General features: G+C 70.0%; 17 protein-coding genes. 8 read left to right on the top strand and 9 right to left on the bottom strand.

From position 1 onward, the window contains the following. Positions 1-28 precede the first annotated feature (28 nt). Positions 29-2752, bottom strand: a complete 2724-nt coding sequence (locus ACFWNN_RS38600; protein ID WP_382444921.1) for an AAA family ATPase — start codon at positions 2750-2752, stop codon at positions 29-31. Positions 2753-2880: 128 nt separating this feature from the next. On the opposite strand from ACFWNN_RS38600, the gene ACFWNN_RS38595 reads away from it, so the two are divergent. Next, positions 2881-3708 carry a cupin domain-containing protein gene (locus ACFWNN_RS38595; protein ID WP_382444920.1) on the top strand — a complete coding sequence of 276 codons (828 nt, stop codon included), beginning with the start codon at positions 2881-2883 and terminating at the stop codon, positions 3706-3708. Between the two features lie 153 nt (positions 3709-3861). Beyond that, complete coding sequence (locus ACFWNN_RS38590) at positions 3862-4686, top strand: alpha/beta fold hydrolase (RefSeq protein WP_382444919.1); 825 nt, start codon at positions 3862-3864, stop codon at positions 4684-4686. Between the two features lie 87 nt (positions 4687-4773). Here the strand turns inward: ACFWNN_RS38590 and ACFWNN_RS38585 are convergent, their stop codons facing one another. Then, positions 4774-5328 carry an EF-hand domain-containing protein gene (locus tag ACFWNN_RS38585; protein WP_382444918.1) on the bottom strand — a complete coding sequence of 185 codons (555 nt, stop codon included), beginning with the start codon at positions 5326-5328 and terminating at the stop codon, positions 4774-4776. Between the two features lie 124 nt (positions 5329-5452). On the opposite strand from ACFWNN_RS38585, the gene map reads away from it, so the two are divergent. Further along, positions 5453-6271 (top strand): type I methionyl aminopeptidase, encoded by an 819-nt coding sequence (map, locus tag ACFWNN_RS38580; protein ID WP_382444917.1) that lies wholly within the window; start codon positions 5453-5455, stop codon positions 6269-6271. A gap of 92 nt (positions 6272-6363) precedes the next feature. Continuing rightward, a complete protein-coding gene (locus ACFWNN_RS38575; RefSeq protein ID WP_382444916.1) occupies positions 6364-6651 on the top strand; it encodes a helix-turn-helix domain-containing protein in 288 nt (95 codons plus the stop codon). Here the strand turns inward: ACFWNN_RS38575 and ACFWNN_RS38570 are convergent. From ACFWNN_RS38570 to ACFWNN_RS38555, 4 genes are read right to left on the bottom strand one after another with little or no spacing between them, the layout of a single operon-like run. Continuing rightward, positions 6597-6923 carry a S26 family signal peptidase gene (locus ACFWNN_RS38570; protein WP_382444915.1) on the bottom strand — a complete coding sequence of 109 codons (327 nt, stop codon included), beginning with the start codon at positions 6921-6923 and terminating at the stop codon, positions 6597-6599. The genes ACFWNN_RS38575 and ACFWNN_RS38570 overlap by 55 nt on opposite strands. Then, positions 6923-8704, bottom strand: a complete 1782-nt coding sequence (locus tag ACFWNN_RS38565) for an ABC transporter ATP-binding protein (RefSeq protein WP_382444914.1) — start codon at positions 8702-8704, stop codon at positions 6923-6925. The genes ACFWNN_RS38570 and ACFWNN_RS38565 overlap by 1 nt, the downstream gene beginning before the upstream one ends. Beyond that, entirely contained in the window at positions 8701-9636 is a 936-nt protein-coding gene (locus tag ACFWNN_RS38560) for a MauE/DoxX family redox-associated membrane protein (protein ID WP_382444913.1), read from the bottom strand. Before ACFWNN_RS38560 ends, ACFWNN_RS38565 begins: the two co-directional genes overlap by 4 nt. A gap of 55 nt (positions 9637-9691) precedes the next feature. Beyond that, entirely contained in the window at positions 9692-9853 is a 162-nt protein-coding gene (locus tag ACFWNN_RS38555; protein WP_382444912.1) for a hypothetical protein, read from the bottom strand. A 303-nt stretch (positions 9854-10156) separates the two neighbouring features. Between ACFWNN_RS38555 and ACFWNN_RS38550 the strand changes: the two genes are divergently transcribed. Both ACFWNN_RS38550 and ACFWNN_RS38545 read left to right on the top strand, forming a co-directional pair. Beyond that, on the top strand, positions 10157-10348 hold the full coding sequence (locus ACFWNN_RS38550; RefSeq protein ID WP_382444911.1) for a hypothetical protein: 192 nt from the start codon (positions 10157-10159) through the stop codon (positions 10346-10348). Between the two features lie 2 nt (positions 10349-10350). Further along, positions 10351-12147 carry an HEXXH motif domain-containing protein gene (locus ACFWNN_RS38545; RefSeq protein WP_382444910.1) on the top strand — a complete coding sequence of 599 codons (1797 nt, stop codon included), beginning with the start codon at positions 10351-10353 and terminating at the stop codon, positions 12145-12147. Positions 12148-12154: 7 nt separating this feature from the next. On the opposite strand, the gene fxsT is transcribed toward ACFWNN_RS38545, so the two are convergent. The 3 genes from fxsT to ACFWNN_RS38530 are packed head-to-tail and all read right to left on the bottom strand — an operon-like array spanning position 12155 to position 19330. Next, entirely contained in the window at positions 12155-16513 is a 4359-nt protein-coding gene (gene fxsT, locus ACFWNN_RS38540; RefSeq protein WP_382444909.1) for an FxSxx-COOH system tetratricopeptide repeat protein, read from the bottom strand. A gap of 1 nt (position 16514) precedes the next feature. Continuing rightward, on the bottom strand, positions 16515-17585 hold the full coding sequence (locus tag ACFWNN_RS38535) for an AAA family ATPase (protein WP_382444908.1): 1071 nt from the start codon (positions 17583-17585) through the stop codon (positions 16515-16517). Next, positions 17582-19330 (bottom strand): hypothetical protein, encoded by a 1749-nt coding sequence (locus ACFWNN_RS38530; RefSeq protein ID WP_382444907.1) that lies wholly within the window; start codon positions 19328-19330, stop codon positions 17582-17584. The genes ACFWNN_RS38535 and ACFWNN_RS38530 overlap by 4 nt, the downstream gene beginning before the upstream one ends. Before the next feature lie 349 nt (positions 19331-19679). Here ACFWNN_RS38530 and ACFWNN_RS38525 point away from each other — a divergent pair, with 349 nt between their 5' ends. Both ACFWNN_RS38525 and ACFWNN_RS38520 read left to right on the top strand, forming a co-directional pair. Further along, on the top strand, positions 19680-20333 hold the full coding sequence (locus tag ACFWNN_RS38525) for a Crp/Fnr family transcriptional regulator (RefSeq protein WP_382444906.1): 654 nt from the start codon (positions 19680-19682) through the stop codon (positions 20331-20333). 70 nt (positions 20334-20403) lie between these two features. Further along, the gene (locus ACFWNN_RS38520; RefSeq protein WP_382444905.1) at positions 20404-20727 is read left to right on the top strand and encodes a hypothetical protein; all 324 of its coding nucleotides are present in this window, start codon (positions 20404-20406) and stop codon (positions 20725-20727) included. Positions 20728-20872 lie beyond the last annotated feature (145 nt).

Here is a 20872-nt window from a genome sequence, read left to right as displayed (position 1 = left end):
CGCGCGCGACCCGCCGGCACAACATCAGTCACATGACGGTCCGCTCGTCGTACGAGGTCAGCGCGTCGCGCAAGGCCGCCCGGGAGGTGATGCCGAGCTTGGGGAAGATCTTGTACAGGTGGTCGCCGACGGTCCGGTGCGACAGGAAGAGCTTCTCGCCGATCTGCTTGTTGGTCATGCCGCTGCCCGCGAGGTCGGCGATCTCGCGCTCCTGCGGGGTCAGCAGCGAGTCCGCGGCGGACGACGCCTGCCTGGTGATGCCGGTCGCGCGCAGTTCGGCCGCCGCGCGGTCACGCCAGGGCACGGCGCCCAGGGCCGTCATCACGTCGTGCGCGAGCGTGAGCTGCTCACGGGCACCGCTGGTGTCACGGGTCCTGCGCAGCCGTTCGCCGTAGAGCAGCCGCACGCGTGCCGTGTCGAACGGCCACACGTCGAGGTCCGGCCCGCTCAGCGCGTCCTCGAACTCCTTGGTGTCACTGGAGACCAACGCGCCCGCGGCCGTGGCGAGCAGCCGCATCCGGGGCGAGACGTGCTGGACCGACGCCATCGCGGCGGCGTGCTGCTCGGCCTCCTGGCGCCGTCCGATGTGCAGGGCGGCCTCGACCAGGTCGAGGCCCGACCACAGCGCGGTGGGCCGGTAGCGGGCGATCTGCCCGGCCGGGCTGACCCGCGTCGCGTACTGGTAGGCGGACTGGAAGTCCCCGGCGCCGATCTCGGCGAGCGCGCGGGCCTGCTGGACGAAGTACGTGACACCGAGCGCCCGGTTCGCCTGCGCCCAGCGCACGGTCGTGTCGGTGAGCTGGCGCGCGGCCTCGACCTGGCCCCGGCCCGCCGCGACGAGGGCCCGCACCCAGTCGAAGTACCAGCGGAAGAACTTGAAGCCGTGCTCCGCGCACACGGCGATGCCCTCCTCGCACAGCTGCCACGCCTCGTCCCACCGTCCCGAGTGGAACTCGTCGATCGCGAGGTGGATGAGCGCGCCGATGTAGCGGCGGGCAGGGCCGTTGCCCTCGCGGGCGTTCTGCACGAGGAGGCGTTCGGGGGCGCGCAGGCGGTGCAGTCGGTCGCCGAACAGCGCGGCGGTGCCGATCCGCACGAGCCTGGTGGGGTCCTCGTCGTTGTCGACCGAGTCGATCAACGCGTCGAGCGCGGCGATGTCGTCGTCCGCGGCCGTGACGGGGTCCGCGAAGATCGCCGCGTTCACCCGCGTGACGGGCGACGGCGCGGGCACGAGCCTGTCGACGAGTCCGCGGTGGTGACGTCCCGCGTCGTCGGTGCCGACCCACCAGCTGATGAGCATCAGGCTGTGCATGGCCTCGGTCAGCACCGGGTCCTCGGCGTCGAAGCCGTGGTCACCGGCCTCGACGGCGCCCGCGAGCAGCCGGTACGCGGTGGTGACGTCGCCGTCGTTGTTGATCAGCAGGTGCGCGGCGGCCGCGGCGGCGAACAGCGACTGGGTTTCCAGCACGCCGGTCTCACGCGCGTCGCCGAGGAGCCTGGTCGCGGTGGCCATCTCACCGCCGTTCTCGGCACCGATGTAGGCGGCCTCCGCGAGCCTTCTGCCGCGCGCCTGCAGGGTGGGGCTGAGCTCGGCGGCCCTGGTCAGTGCACCGATCGCGCCGAGCGCGTCACCCCGCTTCGACAACGCGTGGGCGGCCTGTTCGAGCTGCGCGGCGATGGTCTCGTCGGGGTCCAGGGTGGACTCGGCGAGGTGGCGGACGCGGCGTTCCGGGGAGTCCACGGCGGTCGCGATCACGCCGTGCGCCCAGCGGCGTTCCGACTCCGAGGACGCCTCGACGACGGCGGCCTTGATCAGCGGGTGCCGGAAGGTGAGCCGGTTCGGGGCGGTGTGGACGAGCCGGGCCTGTTCGGCCGGGGCCAGGTCGTCGAGCACGCACCCGTTGTCGTTGGCGGAACGCAGGCGGGCGAAGTCGACGTTGCCCGCGAGCGCGCCCAGCAGCAGCATCTGCCGTGCCTTCTCGGGCAGGTTCCGCACCCGGTCGCCGAACATGCCCTGGAGCCGTTCCGGCAGCGGCAGCGCCTCGCTCAGGGTGGTGAAGTCGGAGCGTTGCTCGCCGTCCAGCGCGGACGGGAGTTCCAGCAGCGCCAGCGGGTTGCCGGCGGCGGTCTCCAGCAGACGCCTGCGCACGGCCGGGGCCAGGTCGGGGAAGTGCGCGTTGACGAGCTCGCGGGCCGCCGGGACCGCCAGTGGCGACAACGTTGTCTCGTTCAGGCCGCTCTGGCCGAAGAACCCGCGCTCGCCCGTGCGGCAGGCGCCGAGGAAGACGATGGGGCTGCCGACCAGGCGTCGCGCGACGAAGCTGAGCACCTCGGCGCTCGCCCGGTCCACCCAGTGCAGGTCGTCGACGATGATCAGCAACGGCTGCTGCTTCGCGACCGCGCGCAGCCAGATCAGCGCTGCGTTCGACACGACGAGCCGGTCCGGGACGGGGCCGACGTCGAACCCGAGCGCACACCTCAGTGCCGCGCGGTGAGCCTCGCCGAGCGGGGGCATCTCGTCGCCGAGAGGGAAGAGCAGCTGGTTGAGCGTCGAGTAGTTGATCTCGGACTCGAACTGCGCGCCGGCCGCCCTGAGCACCATCCCGGTCTCGCGCGCGGCCAGCTGGTCGAGCACCGCCGTCTTGCCGACGCCCGCGTCCCCGCTGACGAGCAGCGCTCCGCCGCGCACTCCGGCGGTGTCGAAGTACGCCCTGATGGCACTGATGTCCTGCTCGCGGCCGATCAGCGGCACAGGCCGGTCCTCCCGAGGTGGTGATGCTCCCGCGGGAGCATCACGCGTGCCGGTCGAGATCTCCACACTCCGGAGGCTCAATTTCCGTCGAGATCGGATCAAGTCATGATTTGTGATTGTATGTCGCCGTGACCAGCTTGAGCGGACTCGTCCGGTTGGCGAGGCCCGAGGGCGAGATCGACGTGCGCTGCCTGCTGGCCGGGAGCGTGACGCTGGACAACCCGGCGTCCGGGCCCGGCGAGGTGCCGTTCCACCTGCTGCTCGACGGCGCCTGCACGCTGACGTCCGGCGGCTACTCCGTCGCCCTGTCCCCCGGCGACATGCTGCTGCTCCCCCACGGCGACGCGCACGTCGTAACGTCCACCGGCGGCGGGATCGACCTGTTCTGCGGCCACTACCGCTTCGAGCAGGGCGCGGGGGCGTTGCTGTTCCGGCTGATGCCCGCCGTCGTGCACGTGACCCTGGACCCACCCGCCCTGGCGCTGGCCGAGGTGCTGAGGGCGGAGGCGGTGTTCGCGGGCGCCGGGTCGCAGGCGGTGATCTCCGCACTGCTGGACGCGTTGCTGGTGATGACCCTGCGCAGCCGCCCCGACCAGCGCCTCGACACCCCGGGCCTGTGGACGGCGATGGGCGACGACGTGCTCGGCCGGGTGATCACCGGTGTGCTGGAGCAGCCGGGCGAGGCGTGGACGATCGAACGGCTGGCGGCCGAGGCGTCGATGTCGCGGGCGACGTTCCTGCGCCGGTTCAGCGCCCGCACCGGCACGACCGTCGCGACCCTGCTGACCGCGATCCGCATGATGGCCGCCACCGACCTCCTCACCCGCACCGACCACTCCGTGACGCGCGTGGCCCGCGAGGTCGGCTACCGCTCCGAATCGGCGTTCAGCCAGGCGTTCCGCGCGGCCCTGGGCACCTCGCCTGCCCGCTACCGCCGCGAGTCCTCGCCCCGCTGACGTTTCGGGAGTTCACTGACTCCGCAGGCGCTCCGGCCGTCATCCGTCACATGACGGTCGCCCCGCCGGTCCAGTCATGTGACAGACCCTGTGGCCACACCGGCCGCAGCAGAGTTGCTCCCAACAGAAGCGAACCCGAACAGGAGCAGGGCGATGCCGACGATCACAACCAAGGACGGCGTGGACATCTTCTACAAGGACTGGGGCACCGGTCAGCCGATCGTCTTCAGCCACGGCTGGCCGCTCTCGTCGGACGACTGGGACACCCAGATGCTGTTCTTCGTGCGGCAGGGCTACCGGGTCGTCGCCCACGACCGCCGCGGCCACGGCCGTTCCGCCCAGGTCGCCGTCGGCCACGACATGGACCACTACGCCTCCGACCTGGCCGCCGTCACCGAACACCTCGACCTGCACGACGCCATCCACATCGGCCACTCCACCGGCGGCGGCGAGGTCATCCGCTACCTCGCGAACCACGGCGAGTCCCGCGTGGCGAAGGCGGCCATCCTCGCGGCCATCCCGCCGCTGATGCTCAGGACCGAGGCCAACCCGGGCGGCCTGCCCGTCGAGGTCTTCGACGACCTCCGCGCCCAGCTCGCCGCCAACCGCTCGGAGTTCTACCGCGCCCTGCCCACGGGCCCGTTCTACGGCTTCAACCGCGACGGCGTCGAGGTCCGCGAGGCCCTCGTCCAGAACTGGTGGCGCCAGGGCATGATGGGCTCGGCGCTCGCGCACTACGAGGGCATCGCCGTGTTCTCGGAGTCGGACTTCACCGAGGACCTGCGGAAGATCACCGTCCCCGTCCTCGTGATGCACGGCGACGACGACCAGATCGTGCCGATCGCCGACGCGGCGCTGCTTTCCGCGCCGTTGCTGAAGAACGGGACGCTGAAGGTCTACGAGGGCTTCCCGCACGGCATGCCCACCACGCACGCCGACGTGATCAACGCCGACCTGCTGGAGTTCATCCGGTCCTGAGTGGACGATGCAGAAGGGGCCGGACGCGAACGCGTTCGGCCCCTCCGGGTTCGACGACTGCGGTTGTCACACTCCTGCGCGTGAGGCTCAGGTGTGCTGGAGGGCCTTCGGGTACAGCCAGCTGCCGGGCGTGTCGTCCGCCGGGTTCGTGTAGTAGTCCCGGACCGCCGCCACGTACTCCTGCACGCTGATCGCCCCGTCGCCGTCCGTGTCGAGGTGCGCGAACGCCAGGCCGCACTCCTCCTCGGAGAGGCCGCGCGCCCTCAGCAGGACCTGGAACTCGCCCGCGTCGACCCGGCCGTCGCCGTTGGTGTCGATCAGGGCGAGCAGCGAGGTGACGATCTCCAGGAGGTCCGCGTCGAACGGGCCGTGGTCCACGAAGGCCTCGATCATGGCCTCGCGGTACTCGTCCGGGCCGATGCGGCCGTCGCGGTCGGTGTCGCAGTGGTCCACGAGGAGTTCCCAGAAGCGGTCGTAGGCCTCGATCAGGTCGCGGCCCCGGTCGGAGGAGGCCGGTTCGCCGAACGCCTTGAGCAGGCGGTTCGCCAGTGCGTAGATGTCCGCCAGTTCGATGACGCCGTTGCGGTTGACGTCGTAGTGGGCGAAGGTCGAGTCGATCCTGTGCTGCAACACCTGCTTCATGACCTGGCACTGTGGTGACGGCGACGGGGTCGGCGCAACGCGCGTCCCACTCTTGGGTGGTGTTGTTCAGCCGGATTCGCGACGGCGGTATAGTTATACCGGTAACCGCTGATGGAGGACCACGTTGATCGAGCTCAAGTCGCCGGCCGAGATCGAACGCATGCACGTCACCGGGCAGTTCATCGGGGAGGTGCTGGACGCGCTCGCCGAGAAGGCCGTGGCGGGGGTGAACCTGCTCGACCTCGAACACCACGCCCGGCACATGCTGAAGGAGCGCGGCGCCGTGTCGTGCTACTGGGACTACTCGCCGTCGTTCGGGCGCGGGCCGTTCCGCAACGTGACGTGCCTGGCGGTCAACGACGCGGTCCTGCACGGCCTGCCGAAGGACTACGTGCTGCAGGACAGCGACGTGCTGACGATGGACATCGCCGTCACCATCGACGGGTGGGCGGCGGACTCGGCCATGACGGTCGTGGTCGGCAACGCGCGCGAGGAGGACCTGCGGCTCGTCCGGACGACCGAGGTGGCGCTCGCGGCGGCGATCGAGCAGGCGCGGGTCGGCAACCGGATCGGCGACATCTCGGCCGCGATCGGCGAGGTGTGCGCGCAGTTCGGGTACAAGCCCAACCTCGAGTTCGGCGGGCACGGGATCGGCCGCACGATGCACGAGGCGCCGCACATCTCCAACGACGGGAGGCGGCGGCACGGCATGAAGCTCCGTCCGGGGTTGACCGTTGCCATCGAACCGTGGCTCGCGGCCACCACCGACAAGATCATCTACGACGACGACGGCTGGACGCTGCGGTCGGCGGACGGGTCGCGAACGGCGCATTCCGAGCACACGGTCGCGATCACCGAGGACGGGCCCCTGGTGCTGACGCGGAGGAAGAGCGAGCTGAAGGACGCCGCCGAGCCTGCCACGAACGAGGCGCGCACGCCCTAGTCGCGAGGACAGTGGCGAAGTCCCGTCCCCTCGGGTAACCATGCAGTGGGCTGAAGGAGAGGAACGGAGCAACCCACTACAGGGGAGTCTGGATGACCACAGGGGGCAGGACAGAGCTCGGCGTCGACCTGGACGAGCTGCGTCTGCTGGTCGGCTTGTCGTACCGGGAACTGGCGCGCCGCACCGGGTGCGCCCGCAGCACGTTGCACGACGCGTTGACCGGTCGCCGGTTTCCCAGGCTGGACACGGTTCTCGCGATCGCCACGGCGTGCGGCGGGGACACGGCGCGGTGGCGGTTGCGGTGGGTCGCGGCGTGCAAGCGCTCTCACGTGCCGCGCACCGAGGCCACGACGTCCTTGCAGTCGACCAGTCCCAGCTGACGGGAGTCCTGTGAACGCGGGTTGTCTCCCACCACCACGACGAACCCGTCCGGCACCTGCTCCACGCCGGGCAGCGGCAGCCACTCCGGAACCGGGTCGCCCGCGACCGCGGCCACCCTCTTGACCCGGTGCGGCAGCTCGGGGTCCGCCACCCGGAACACGATCACCTCACGGCGGCGCGGGCGCCGGAAGAGCTTGCGCGCCAGGAGCTTCTGGCCGTCGTGCAACGTCGGCGACATGCTGTTGCCGCGCACCGTGACCCTGATCCACATCAGCTGACCCTCACGTCCTGGTAGCCGTCGGCCTGCAACCGGAACAGGCGCGCGTACTCGCCGTTCGCGTCCATCAACGCGTCGTGGTCACCCTGCTCGGCGATCCGTCCGCCGGCCAGGGTGACGATGAGGTCGGCGCCGCGCAGCGCGGAGAGCCGGTGCGAGATCAGCAGTCTCGTGCGGCCTTCCGCGTGCCGGCGCACGGTCTCGTGCACACGGTGCTCGCCCTCGGCGTCCAGCCCGGACGTCGGTTCGTCGAGGATCATCAACGCCGCGTCCGCGCGCATCAGGCACCGGGCGAGCGCAACGCGTTGCCACTGCCCGCCGGACAGCGTCACGCCCGTCCGTTCGTCGTCGGCGTGGGTCCGCGACAGCACCGTGTCGTACCCGTCCGGCAACGCCTCCAGCACGTCGGCGACCCGCGCTCGTCCAGCGGCGTCGGCGATCCGCGACCGGTCGCCCAGCGCGGACACGTCACCCATGCCGACGTTCTCGGCCGCGCTCAGGTCGTAGGTCATGAACTCCTGGAACACCACGCCGATCCGCGCTCGCAACGCCGTGACGTCCAACGCGCGCAGATCCACGCCGTCCCACGTGATCGAGCCGCGCTGCGGGTCGTAGAACCGGCACAGCAGCTTCACGAGCGTGCTCTTGCCCGCCCCGTTGACCCCGACCAGCCCGACCGCCGCGCCCGCCGGAATCGTCAGGTCCACGCCCCGCAGCACCCACGGCCCGTCGTCGGCGTACCGGAACCAGACGTCCCGCAGCTCGATCGCGCTGAGACCGGGGACAGCGGTGCCGCCGGGCAGGTCGTCGGGCGTCGCGAGCACGTCCAGGTAGTGCCCGAAGAGCCGCACCGCCCGCCCGGCCTCGCCGAGCTGCAGCACGACCCCGGACAACCCGGTCTGCACCGCCGCCACGGCCCCGAGGAACAGTACGAGATCACCGACCGACGACCGCCCGCCCGCGACGCTCAACGCCACCACGACCGTGCCCGCACCGGCGACCACGGCCCCCAGCAACGCCAGCGCGCTCTGCACGAACGTCCCCCGGCGCTGCGCCGTCAGCCTCGCCGAGCTGACCGAGGCGAGCGACTCGACCATCCTGGTGTGCAACAACTCCCCGAGCCCGAACAGCCGGATCTCCTTGGCGGCCCGCACGTCCGTGAGCAACGCCCGGTAGAACAGCCGCCGCCGATCCGTCGCCACCCAGGCCTCCTCCGTCGACGCCTCACGCCGGGCCGTGGCGAGCCGCGCGAACACGGCCGTCACCACGGAGGCCAGCAACAGCAACGTCATCGGCGGCCACACCACCAGCAACGCACCCGTGAAACCGGCGAGGAGCACGACCGAGCGCACGACCTCCTGGGTGAACTGCGAGATCGTCCCGGGAGCCTCCTGCGCGGCCTGCTCGGCGAGTCGCACCCGGTCGTGGAACGCGGGGTCCTCGATCCGCCGCAACCCCGGCAACGCGGCGATCCGCTGGAACAGCGCGCTTTCCACCGTCACCGCGACCCGGCTCCGCACGACCTCCCCGAGGTACCCGGTGAGGTAGAGCAACGCGATCGCCGCCCCACCCACCAGCGCCGACGCCACCGCCAGGAACACCGCGTGACCGGTGCTCGCCGCACCCGACGTCAACTCGTCGACCAGCGACGCCGTCAGCCAGGCTCCAGCAGCAGGCGCCGCACCGGCCACGACTGTGAGCACGAGCGTGCCGAAAGCCAGCACCGGCGCAGCCCGGAACGGCACCGCGAGCGCCGCCAGCGCGGTGCGGATCACGCCACCGGCGCCGGCGCACCGGCGAAGTCGGCGAGCTTGATCCCGGACGCCGTCACCACTCCCCCGTGCGTGTGCAGCAACGTCGGATAGGCCATCACCTCGAACGCCGACAACACCGGATCGTCCGTGCCGACCACGACGACCCGCCCCAGCACACCCACCTTCGCGACCAGCCCGGCCGTGCCGTCCGGATCACTGGCATCTCCGTCCACAACGGACACGAACCGCGCCGCGGGCGGATCCGCGACCAGCGCGTCCGTGAGCGTCCGGCACGGCCCGCACCCGACGGAGAAGAACCCGACCTGCACCGCCCCGCCGAGATCGGCCTCGGTGAACGGCAGCCCGTCGGTGTCCAGCACGGCGAACGGCTTGATCACCATGCCCGGCCGCGGCAACGTCGACTCGCGCTTCGGCACGGCGTTCTCCTGCAACTCCCGGACCCGCGCCACCAACCCGAACGTGAACAGGACGTGCACCGCCACCACCACGGCGAGCAGCACGACGGCGATCGTGAGCAGGGTCAACGGTTCCTCCCAGGAAGCAGGCGACGGCACGAACGCCCCCAAAGCAACAACGACGAGCAACACCCCGTTGCGCACCAGGTGTTTCACCCCCAGCACGTCCCCACCCGCACCAAAACAATGGCAGCGCACGGATTTCCGGCCGTGAAGGGCCAGCACCACCGCGCCGCAGAAGGTCACCAGCAGCAACGCCGAGACGCCGTACCCGAGCAGCGTGCCGGGAACTGCGAGCAGCACGACCGCCAACGCCTCTCCGGCGAGCACCAGAACAGCGACCACATTCGCGGGCAACGGAACGAGCGCGGCAATGGAGTCGCGGAACTCCGCGAATCCCTGCCGCGTTCGAACCTTTCCGGCAAATGCGGCCAAGAAGACCGCGATGAGAAGCACACGGGCGAAGAGATCCAGCACGACGGCACCCCCGAGCAGGCGGGGTGCCGGCGACGAACGCCGGCACCCCGTTGTGTCACTTGCAGGTGCTGCTCACGGACGAGCAGATGCCGTTGCAGTTGAAGCGGTAGCCCTTCTTGCAACACTGCCCGTGCTCCGGCACGCAGGCACCGGCATCGATCTTCGGCAGCACGAGCCCGACGAGCCTCTCACCGGCCAGCTTCGCGAAACGCTTCACAGCATCGCTCCTCCCAGTCAGACCAACATCAACACGTCCACGCTCACCCGGCACACCCCGCTCGCCCAAGCGACTCGGACGGTGTCGGACGCTCTCGGACTCCCACTCCCCCGCACGCCGGAAAACCCTTCCGCCAAAAGGCTTCCAATTCCTGTCCAATTCCAGGCCACGCACGCCTGACGGCCCACCGTTGCCCGTTTCAGGGCAAGGAACGCAACGCAACGGCCTACCTGAACCCCGCGTTGTTGCGTCATCATGGAATCGCCTGCACCGACCTGCACTCGGCGTGAGGGGAATCGACACATGAGCTCATCGGGCTGGGAGCCGGACCTGGAGTCCGCGCTGATCGACCTCGAAGGCATCCCCTTCACCAGGTTGCGCGACCTCGACGGCGAAGCCTTGCGCCACTCCCTGCGCCATGTGGTGGAACGAGCAGGCCTCGTCAGCGCGGGCTACAGAAGCGCCGAAGCCTCGGGCGGTGAACGGATCGACTGATCATGCCGCAGCCCACCGCCTTCCACCGCCTGCCGTGGAGCGACTTCGACTCCTTCGCACGCCTCACCGGTGACGCGACCATGATCGACCGGTTGCGCGGAGCGGAGTTGAGCAGGCGAAAGCTGTTGGTGCACGCATTGCTCGAAGCGGCCGTCAAAACGCCGGCGGCGTTCGGGCCGCTGCCCCCACTCGAAGCGGTGTGGGACCTGCTCACCCGAGTCGAGACCGTGTCACCCGCGGCCCTTGACCGGGCGTTCGCGCACCCGTACACCGGAAGCTGGGCCGGTTACACGACGCGGTTGCTGAACGACGGAGTCGACGGCGCCTGTCCACTGTGGATGCACGTCGGCCACGTGCACGCGCTCGCGGCGGCCGCAGCGATCACCGCAGACCTGGACTTCGAGATCTCCGTGCCGCTGTGGGAGGGCAACGCGATCCTGCCCTCGCTCGGCACTGCCCGGTTGCACGCGCCGGAGCAGTTCTCGACCGCCGAGGTGCGGGGCCGACGTGGCCGTTACGCGATTTCCAACGAGCACGGTGAGGTGTGGCTGCCGACCGCGCTCGAGGCCGACTCACCCGGCTGGTGGGGACTGCGCACCTGCCGGAGCGGCTCCGAGGCGGCTCGGCTCTTGGTGACCCTGGACGACCTGGACCCCTACCGCGGCCTTCACGAACCGCTGTTACCGGAACGACTGGAGAGCACCGACGCTGCCGAGTGGCGTCGTTTGCTCAGGGGCGCGCACGAACTGCTGCTGGACGCCACACCGGAACTCGCGGATGTGGTCGCCGCCGGGCTGGGCGCGGTGGTGCCCAAACCAAACGTGCCTTTCCAAAACCCGAGCGCGTCGACAGGCGAGGCCTTCGGCAGCGCCGTGATCGGGCTGCCCGTGGACGCCGCCGACCTCGCGGCCACGCTGGTGCACGAGTTCCAGCACATCGTGTTGGGCGGCATCCTGCACCTGGCGCAGCTCTACGAACCCGACCGCACGGAGCGGATCTACGTGCCCTGGCGGGACGATCCGCGCCCGCTCAGCGGCGCTCTGCAAGGCGTCTACGCGTTCTTCGGCGTCACCGCGTTCTGGCGGGGGATGGCCCGATTCCACGGATCGCGGCAGGCGTTCTTCGAGTTCGCGCACTGGCGCGGCCAGACGTGGCGCACGCTGGTGGCTGTACGCCGGGACGCGACGTTGACCGAAGCAGGACAACGGTTTCTCGCCGGTGTCGCGGAGGTGCTCGGCCCCTGGCAGCAGGAACGGGTGCCCCAGGACGTCGTGGACCTCGCCGGCCTGCTCGCCTCGGATCACCGGGCCGGCTGGCGGCTCCGCCACCTGCGGCCGGATCCCGCGGTCGTCGCCGCGACCACCGACGCCTGGCTGGCCGGCAGAGCGCGGCCGCCCGTCGTCCTCACCTCGGCCGACCTTCCCCCGACCCCGGTGCCGGACGGACCGTGGCCCCGCTGCCGCGCGACACTGGCCCGCCTCAGCACGAGCGACGGAGGACAGGACCTCTGGCACGCCGTGCCCGGAGCGACCGACGCGGACTTCGCCCTGACGAGCAGTCGTTTCAGCGACGCGGCCCGCGGTTATCGCGCGGAACTGCGCGCCGAACCCGACCGGCCCGCTTCACTGGTCGGGCTGGGACTCGCGCTCAGCGGCTCCGGCCCCAACCCGGCCGCACGGGCTCTGTTGCACCGCCCGGAACTGGTGCGGGCGGTGCACCGCGAACTCCGGCGCACCGCCCGTGACGTACCTACTCCGGAGAAGCTCGCCTGGTGGCTCGGCCAGCTCGTCTCCGGCTGAGACCGCGCTACATCAGCAGCGGGTCGATGTCGCAGTTCGCGCGCTCACCCTTGATCGCTGCGATGGTGCCTGGGTGCGCTTCGCCGAGCACCCTGCGATACCTGTCCAGCACCGGTTCTTGGTACGGCGCGGCTTCCTCCGCGCGACCTGCTGCCCGCAGGTCGTAGCCGAGGTTCAGCGACACCGCCAGGACGGTGGGGTGGTCCACGCCCAGCACACGACTGCCCCGCTCCAGAGCGTCCTCGCCGAGCGCGATCGCTCGCTCGACCTCTCCGAGTGCGGACAGGTCACTCGCCAGGTTGATCGTGGTGATGATCGCGTGCGGGTGATTCGGGCTGAGACCGCTGCGGAAGAGTTCCAACGCCCGCTCGTCGAGCTCTCGTGCTTCGGCCACCTCTCCCCTCAGCCGCATCGTCACCGCGAGGTCGACGGTCGCCGAGATGGTGTGGGGATGGTTTTCCCCGAGGCCGCTCCGGTAGTGCTCGAACGTCTCCTCGCCGAGCTTCTTCGCGGCGTCCAAGTCTCCCGAGTGGCGGAGGTCGATCGAATGCGCCAGGGCGCACGCCATACGAGTGGGGTTGTCGGGCTTGTACAGCAGCGAGTACCGGGCGAGTGCCGGAGCGGACAGCTCCAGCGCTCGCGCGTGGTCGCCGTCCTTGCGCCGCACGATGGAGAGCAGGAACGAGTAGGTCGCCTGGCTCGGGTTGTCCGCGGGGAACCGCGTCCGGAACACCTCGGTGAACTTCTCCATCTCGATCCGGGACCGCGTGTACTCACCGGCCTCGCGCCGGTCGACGATCTCCGAGGCGTAGGTGCTGAGCGTCCTGAGGTGGTCAGGTCCCAGCAGCTCGCTGCGGCGGTGGGCGGTGTCGCGGTCGAGCTCCGCTGCCGCCAGGTACTCACCTGCCAGCCGGAGGCTGATGGCGTGCTGGTAGGCGGCCTGCAGGGTCTCCGGCTCCCCTTCGCCGAACAGCCTCTTGTACTTCTGGTAGGTCTCCTCGGTCACCTTCGCGGCCGCGGCGAAGTCGCCCTTCCAGCGCAGATCGACCACGATGTTGAGCAGGAGCTTCAGCACCTCCTCGCTGTCCTCGCCGGTCACCGTGATCTGGCGCTGGAGAGCGCGCTGGTTGACGAGCGAGCCCTCTTCGTGGCGACCGGCGGCCAGGAGGTAGAAGCCGAGACGTTGAGCCACTTCCAGCGTCTGCGGATGCGTCGGTCCGAGTTTGCGCTCGAAGCTCTCGAACGCACGCTCCGCCAGCCGGGCGGCCTCCTCGTGGTCACCCCAGGCGGAGAGGAAGCGCATCAGGTTGATGATGAGCTGACGGGGCCAGTCGTCGTCGCAGTCGAGGATTTCGGAGGCGTAGGCGTGCGGCAGCAGCTCGCGGTAGCGCGGCCAGTGCCTGTTCGACTCTGGGTCGTTGGGGTCGAGACTGGCCAGGAGCTGATGCGCGCCGTGCATCATCTGAGCGTGCAACTGGGGCGCCATGGTTCGGTTGCGCAGCACCAACTGGACCAGGCGGTGCAGCTGCAGGGTGTTGTTGGCGTGGTCGATCTTCGCGAGGCCGTAGCGGTTGATGTCGCGGATGGCGCGGGCGAGCTTGATCGGGTCTTTCAGCGCGGCATCGAGTTCCGGGGAGATCGACACTCGGCTGACGCCGGTGAAGAGGTCTCGGGAGATCGGCTCCGGCGAGAAGAAGGCGCAGATGTGCAGGATCTGATGTGCTGCGGGGTTGCGCTTCTTCAACTCGTCGAACGACACGTTCCAGGCAGCGGCGACCGACCGCTCGTAGTCGGTCTGGGCGGACGTGTCGAGGATTTCCGCCACGGACTCGTCGAACAGCCGCAGGTACTCGCTCACAGGCATGCCGGTGACCGCGCGCCAGGCCGCAGCCTGCTCCACGGCCAGTGGGAGGTCACCGAGCTTCTCCGCGAGCACGTTCGCGTCCGCGTTGTCCATCTCCGGACCGCGCTTGCCGAGCAGTTCGATGCTCTCCGCGCGGTCGAACACCGCGAGTTCCAGCGGCCTGGCCACGCCGGCCCAGTCCGGGTTGCGGGAGGTGATCAGCACTTCGCCCGGGCCGTTGGTCGGGAAGAACGGACGCACTTCCTCGGGGCTCTCGGCGGCGTCGAAGACGAGGAGCCAGCGGCGGAACGGGCGGCCCACGCGCAGGGCCTCGCGGACGGCGGGGACGGCGGTGTTCGCCTCGGAGGCGCCGGGCAGGCCCAGTTGGCGGGCCAGTTCGGTGAGGCCGGCGCGGATCTGGGTCGGGCGGGCCGCCTCGATCCACCAGATGAGGTCGTAGTCCTGCAGGTGGCGGTAGATGTACTCGGTCGCCATCTGGGTCTTGCCGATACCGCCCATGCCGTGCAGGGCGGAGGGCAGGACGGCGGTGGCGCCGCCCGCGGTCAGGCGTTTGCCCAGTTGCTCCAGCAGTTCCACGCGCCCGGTGAAGTTCGGATTTCGCGGCGGCACATTTCCCCAGATGATCGGGGGATCATCCGACCTCCGCTCGTGAAACGTCCGCGAGCTCGAAGCGGGCAGAACTGTCATACCGCTCACCTCGGGGAGGTCGTTGTCGCGCGCCCCGGCGAATTGCTCCGCGTCCGATGCGGAATGCGCACGTGGTTCGGATACCGTCAACTTGCTGGTGCGCTCGGCCGCATCGGGCATTTCCTTGCTTTCCATCCTAGTCGTACGGGACTTGATTGATTCAGGAGGCGACGCGCCATCGCGTGCCACCGCATTGCCCAGTCGATCCGCGCGCGACAGGTACGGACCCGACAGCGCCCCCATCACCGCACGCTGCAGCCCGACTTCAGCAGCGTTCGCAACGGAGGGAACCGGGTCCGGCGTGTTGTCCGGATCCACGATGGCGTCCCTGAGCCTGCCCAGTACCGGAATTCGATCCCCGAATACCGCCGCAGCCGTTTGCACGACACCCGCGGTTTCGGACCGACGAGCGCCGTTGAGCAGCAGTTCTCGCACTTTCTCGGGAAAGACGAAGGTAGAGGAGTCCCAAGTGGACTTGTCATCGCTGGAAGCCGGAGAATAGTGCATGACTCCGCTGAGGAGCAATTCTGAGAGATGTTCCGTGCGGGCCTCGGGAACGAACCGATGGCGGACGAGTTTCACCACTTCGGGATGGGCGGGAACCGCCGCGAGCAACGTCGCGAGGCGGAGTGCGGGCGGGGAGGCGAGACTGCGGAAGCGGCCCACGTGCTCTTTCGCCGAGATGTCCCCGTCGGGCGCGGTCGCCGTCTCCCTGGTGGCCAGCAGCACCGTACCGGCGGCCGGGCCCCGGTGCGCCGCCGTCACGAGCCTCGCCCACCACTTGAGGTAGCGAGGTTGCAATTCGATCACCGGCACGGGCACGGCACCGTCGCGCAGGTGCGCGGACGGGTCCTCCTCCAGCCACGCGTCCGGCAGGTCGTACTTCCAGCGGCTGTTGGGACGCATCGCCGACGGCACGGTGAGGTTGGCGCGGTGCAGCGGCACGGAACCCCGGCCCCACAACCACTGCGGCAGCAGATGAAGAACGCTCACCGGCATGGATCGCGCCCACCGGGCCAGCATCGGGTTCAGCAGACCGGGACGCCAGACGCCCCCGACCCCGTCCGTCACGAGCAGCATGACCCTGCGGCCCGAGACGTCGAGCACCTCGGCCGGATCGCGCGCGGGCGCACCAGGCGTACCACCGCGCAGCACCGGGACCTCCGTGCCCTCCCCGTCGCGGACGACGTCGACCAAGCGGAACTGGATCGTGCGGAAGGCCCCCAGCCGCGCGAGCATCTCCAGGAACGCGACGACCTTGGGCCGCCACAGCGACATGGACGGACTGTCGTCCAAAACGACGGTGAGATCGAGCCAACGCTCCGGACTCGAACGGGTGATGGGCCACCAGGTGCCGGTGCGGGCCATCTGCTCCGCGGTCGCCACCTCGTCCAGGATCGTTGACCCGTAACGGAAAGAAGCCACCTCGCGCTTCAACGGCCGCAACGCGCGGAAGCACTCCAGCATCTCGGTGAGCGCGGGCGTCACCACCGCGACGGGAGGCACTTCCCCGCGTGCCTCGTCGTCACGCCCGGACGGGATCTCGGCCGTGTCTTCCGGCCTCGGCACGGGCACCGGGGCCTCGGCGGACGTGGCCCGCGGGTCAGGCTCCGGTTCCCCCGCCTCCGGTTCCGGCTCGGCGGGCGGCGGCGGTTCGTCCCGCACGACCTCGACGGGCGGTGGCCTCACGAAGTCGGGCGGATCGGGATCGCCCGGCTCGCTCTCCCCGCTTTCCGTTGCACCGCCTCGCATCGCGGCGGCCAGCCACACGGCGTCCCCGACCTCGGTCCAGCCCAGACCCTCCAGGCCGCCCACGTCACAGCTCCGTCAATCGGCGCCACAACGAGTCGAGCAGCCGTTGCCACGCCGCGTCGTCCGGCTGGTACGCCCCGGACGACGCGAGGTACACGGCGTCCAGAAGACGGTCCGCCGGCAAGCCGCCCTCCGCGCGGCTCTTCGCGATGAACTCGCGCACCAGCCGGTCACGGTGTTCACCCTGGGCGTCCAGCAGGTGGTTGGCCACCATGGCGGCCAACTGCTCGACCGTCGGGTCCTTGATCTCCAGCTGGAGCACTCGCCGCAGGAAAGCGGGCGGGAACTCGCGCTCGCCGTTGCTCGTCATGACGACGATCGGGAACGCGCGGCAACCGACCCTGCCGTCCACGACGGTCGCTGTTCCGTTGGGATCGTTCGTGTGAACGGTGACCTCGCGCGTCTGGTTGCGCACGCGCGCCAGTTCCGGGATGACGAACTCGCCGTCCTCGAAAATGCTCAGCAGGTCGTTGGGAAGATCGGATTCGGATTTGTCGAGTTCGTCGATCAACACGACCCGCGGAAGTCTGCGCGGCAGGAATGCGGTGCCCAGCGGACCGAGGCGGACGAATTCCCCGATGGGTGCTTCTTCCTGTTTTCCGGACTGCGCCCGGCTCGCAGCGGCCTGAACCCGGCCGATGGCGTCGTAATCGAACAACCCGGAATTCAGCGTGGTGCGGCTGGTGATGGACCAGCGCAGCACGCGACCGAGTCGCAGTTCTCTGGCGACGCGCCACGCGAGCGAGGACTTTCCGACGCCGGGCTTTCCGGTGAGCAACAAGGGACGGCGCAGATAGAGAGCGGCGTTGACGACGTCGAGCTCGTGCGCGTCGACGTCGGACTCGGCCAGGTTGATCTCCGGTCCGAGCCGGCGGCCCGCCTCGCCGTCGTCACCGGGCGGCACGTCGTTCCCGGGAACCGGCCCGCCCTGGAAGTCCCGCCACGGTGGCGGTGGCGGGAGCAGCTCGGCGAGGTCGATGTCGTGGATCTCCCGGCCGGTGCCGCGGTAGATCCACCAGTCGGGCGCGTCGAGCCCCACCCTGCGGCCGTCCTGGCCGTGTTCGCGGACGCTCATCGGCGACCCCCGCTCGACGTCGGCGAGGCGGGCCCGCCGGGCTCGATCTTGCGATTCGGGTCGTCGAGGAGGACGACGAGGTTCCGGATCAGGTCGTCGTCGGTCGCCGCCAGGTGTGCGTCGCGGTGACGGCCCGGCACTCCGGCGATGCCGCCGTCGCCCGTGACGAGCCGGCTGACGAGCTCGCGGAGGTCCTCGGCGCTCGCACGGGGGTGCCACACGACCAGGGGCACGCCTGCCCGCAGCGCGGCAGGTGGCTCGTCCATGACCATTCCAACCCACGTGGATTCGCTCAGCACGGCGTCGATCGGATTCTCCTTGCTTTCCGCTGATCCGTACGGGTGAATTCGACGTAAGGACGAGTTGTCATCCACAGCCGAGTCCCATCTCATGCGCCAAAGACGATGCCAGTGAGCGGACCGCATTCGCTCCAGAGATCTGATCGACAAAGGATAGTCGTACACGAGCGGGCGAGGGAAACCAGACTCGATTTCCTTGCGGTACGCCATGATCGGCGCACCCAGCAGAGGCCTGGGCACGACGAATTCCAGGGCGACTGAAATAGCCTGGTCGGCCCACTCGCTCTCGGCCGCGATGATCACGTCGTCGATTCGCCGTTCCAGTTCGTCCACGGCGAGCTCGTACGGCCCCCCGCGCGGCGGAGGCCATTCGAGTGGATCTTCCTGACGCCAGAAGCTGAGCACGCACCTGCTCTCGTCGATGGCGTCCAGCTCGACCACGATCATCAGGTGCAGCCGCGGTTGCACCGGCAGCGCGACCCTGGTCTCCCGGCGCTCCTGCCGCTCCCCCGTGCGCCGCAGGTTGTACACCTTCTGCTCGATCCACTCCGTGAGCTCGGCGGCGTTGTCACCGCCGATGTCCTCGGCCAGCAGCTCGAGGAACTCGACGGCGGGCGGGATGCCGTCCGCGTCCGCGTTGACGTCGGACAGGTCGACGAACGCGTCCCAGACCGAAAGGGCGCGGGGCAGCGGAATTCTCGCCCGCGTGGCACGCCGGACGATCATCGGCAGCCGCTCGGTCTCCACCTCGGACAGCAGTCCCTCCAGGACCTTCATCTCGTCCGCGGGGAACAGCGGCCGCACGACCACGTCGTCCGCCCTCGCCGGCGCGGCGACCAGCGCGGGAGGTGCCGGCTCCGGCTCCCAGCGCCCGCCGTGCAGCCGCAGCCAGGCGTAGCCGCCGAAGGACTTCACCGAGACCTCGATGCGGCGGTACGACTCCGGTGCGCTGGCCGGGTCCTGGGTGATGACCTCTTCGTAGAAGTACGAGCTCGCGATGAAGGCGACGAGCTGACCGGATCTGCTCAACTCCGTCTTCGCCTCCTCCGCATCGAGGATCCGGAACGTCTGGACCACGGCGTTCCCGACCCAGCCGTTCGCGTTCTTGCGGATGTCACCGGCGTGCAGCCCCACCCGGAGGGTGAACTGGGAGGCTCGCGCGTGGGTCGCGTTGTGGCGGCGGATCTCGGCGGCCAGGCGGTCGGGGAGCTTGTCGGCGAGCTCGCTCTTCGACACCGACGGCGGGATCAGGATCAACGCGCCGTCGCCGCGGTCCTCGATGTGGCAGTCCTCCACGACCGCGCCCGCCGCGGTGAGCGCGGCCCGCAGCACGCCGTACAGCCCTTCCTGCACCGCGAGCTGGTCAGCGACGGTGCGGTCCGGGCGGGTGAACTCGGCGACGTCGACAGCGACGATCGTCCGGTGTTCGGTCGGTGGCTGGGGCACGACCGTCCTTCCCACGACATGACGCCGGCGGCTGCCGGCGAGTCGATTCGTCGTGTACCAGACCGACCGGCCGGGCTGCGCGCCGTTTGACGCACAAGGCCCAGTTCCACCCCGTGGGATCTCGCACAGCAGACACTCGTGCGTAACTACAGCAGGATTCCCTTCACACCAAGGAGCGCTCGGGCGGCCCGGCCGGAGATTTCAACCGATAGGACGAGCGGGTCGCGGGCCCGACCCGCCGGGAACTTCGGCGAGCCGTGGCAGGTCGTTACGCCCGGTTGCCCGAAAGGCGGGGGGATTAGATCGATCGGGGCAGTGACCGCAGGGCTGTTCCGTGAATCATGGAAGCATGGGGATCGGCCAGTCGTTCTGGGGGATGCTCGACGAACCGGACCGCGCGGCCATGCTGGCGGCCGCCTCCCGCAGGACCTTCGCCGCCGGCTCGGTGATCTGCCACCAGGGGGACGAGACGCGCAACGTGCTCGTCGTGTCGCGCGGGCGGGTGCGGGTCAGCCGGTACTCCCTCAGCGGCGACGAGTCGCTCTTGGCCGTGCGCGGCCGGGGCGAGATCATCGGTGAGGTCGCCGCCATCGACGGACTCGGGCGCTCGGCCACGCTCACGGCGGTGGACACCGTCGAGGGCGTGCTGATCACCGCTCCCGCGTTCATCCGGCTCTGCGAAAGGCATCCGCGCATCGTGTGGGCCCTGCTGCGGGTCCAGCTGGCGCGGGCCCGGGCCGCGGCCGACCAGCAGGACCTGCGGACCGGGCCCTCGTTGCAACGCGTGGGCGGGCTGTTGCTCGGCCTCGCCCACCGCGACGCCGGCGACATGATCGCCACGGTGCCGTTGAGCCAGCGCGAACTGGCCGGGATCGCGGGAATCTCCCGGGAGACGTTGGTGCGGGCCTTGAAGACGTTGCGGGAGCAGGGGATCATCGCCACTCACCGGACGCGCATCGAGATTCTCCGCGAGGACGAACTGCGCGCGTTGTGCGGCATATGACGCACACGTTTCCGGCCCGCGGCGGTTTCCTCGGTGCAGAGAACTTCTGAGAAACCACAGGGGAGCCGTCATGAAGCGCCACACGTTGCCAGAAGCACCGTCCCGCAAGCAGATGGCGACGGCGCGGCGCAAGCACACGGAACGTGTGGTGCTCGCCGTGCTCTTCACCGCCATCGAACTGTGGGCCGTCGTGGCAGCCGTGGTGCTGCTCGACGTCGACGGTGTGCTCACGATCGCGATCGCCGTCGTGCTGTCCGCCGCGCTCATCGCGGTGTGGGACACGTGGCAGGCGGTGTTCGCCGGTGGGCGGGACCTGCGGGCGCACGAGCCCCAGGGGACGTCCGCGGGCGAGACCGTGTTGCCGGACCAGGAGATGAAGCTGGTCCGCACCTGAGAGACCAGGTGTGGCCGCGGCGTAGGGGGGCGCGGCCACACCGCCCAGAAGTGGGGGGGGGGGGGGGGGGGGCCGGGGCCCCCCCCAACCCCCCCCGCGGGGGGGCGGGGGGCCGGGAACAGCCCCACGGGGCGACCGGGCGACA

The organism is Lentzea sp. NPDC058450 (assembly GCF_042721395.1).
Classification (GTDB): domain Bacteria; phylum Actinomycetota; class Actinomycetes; order Mycobacteriales; family Pseudonocardiaceae; genus Lentzea.
The sequence above is the reverse complement of the archived record's forward strand: the minus strand, read 5'-3'. Positions and strand labels throughout refer to the sequence as shown.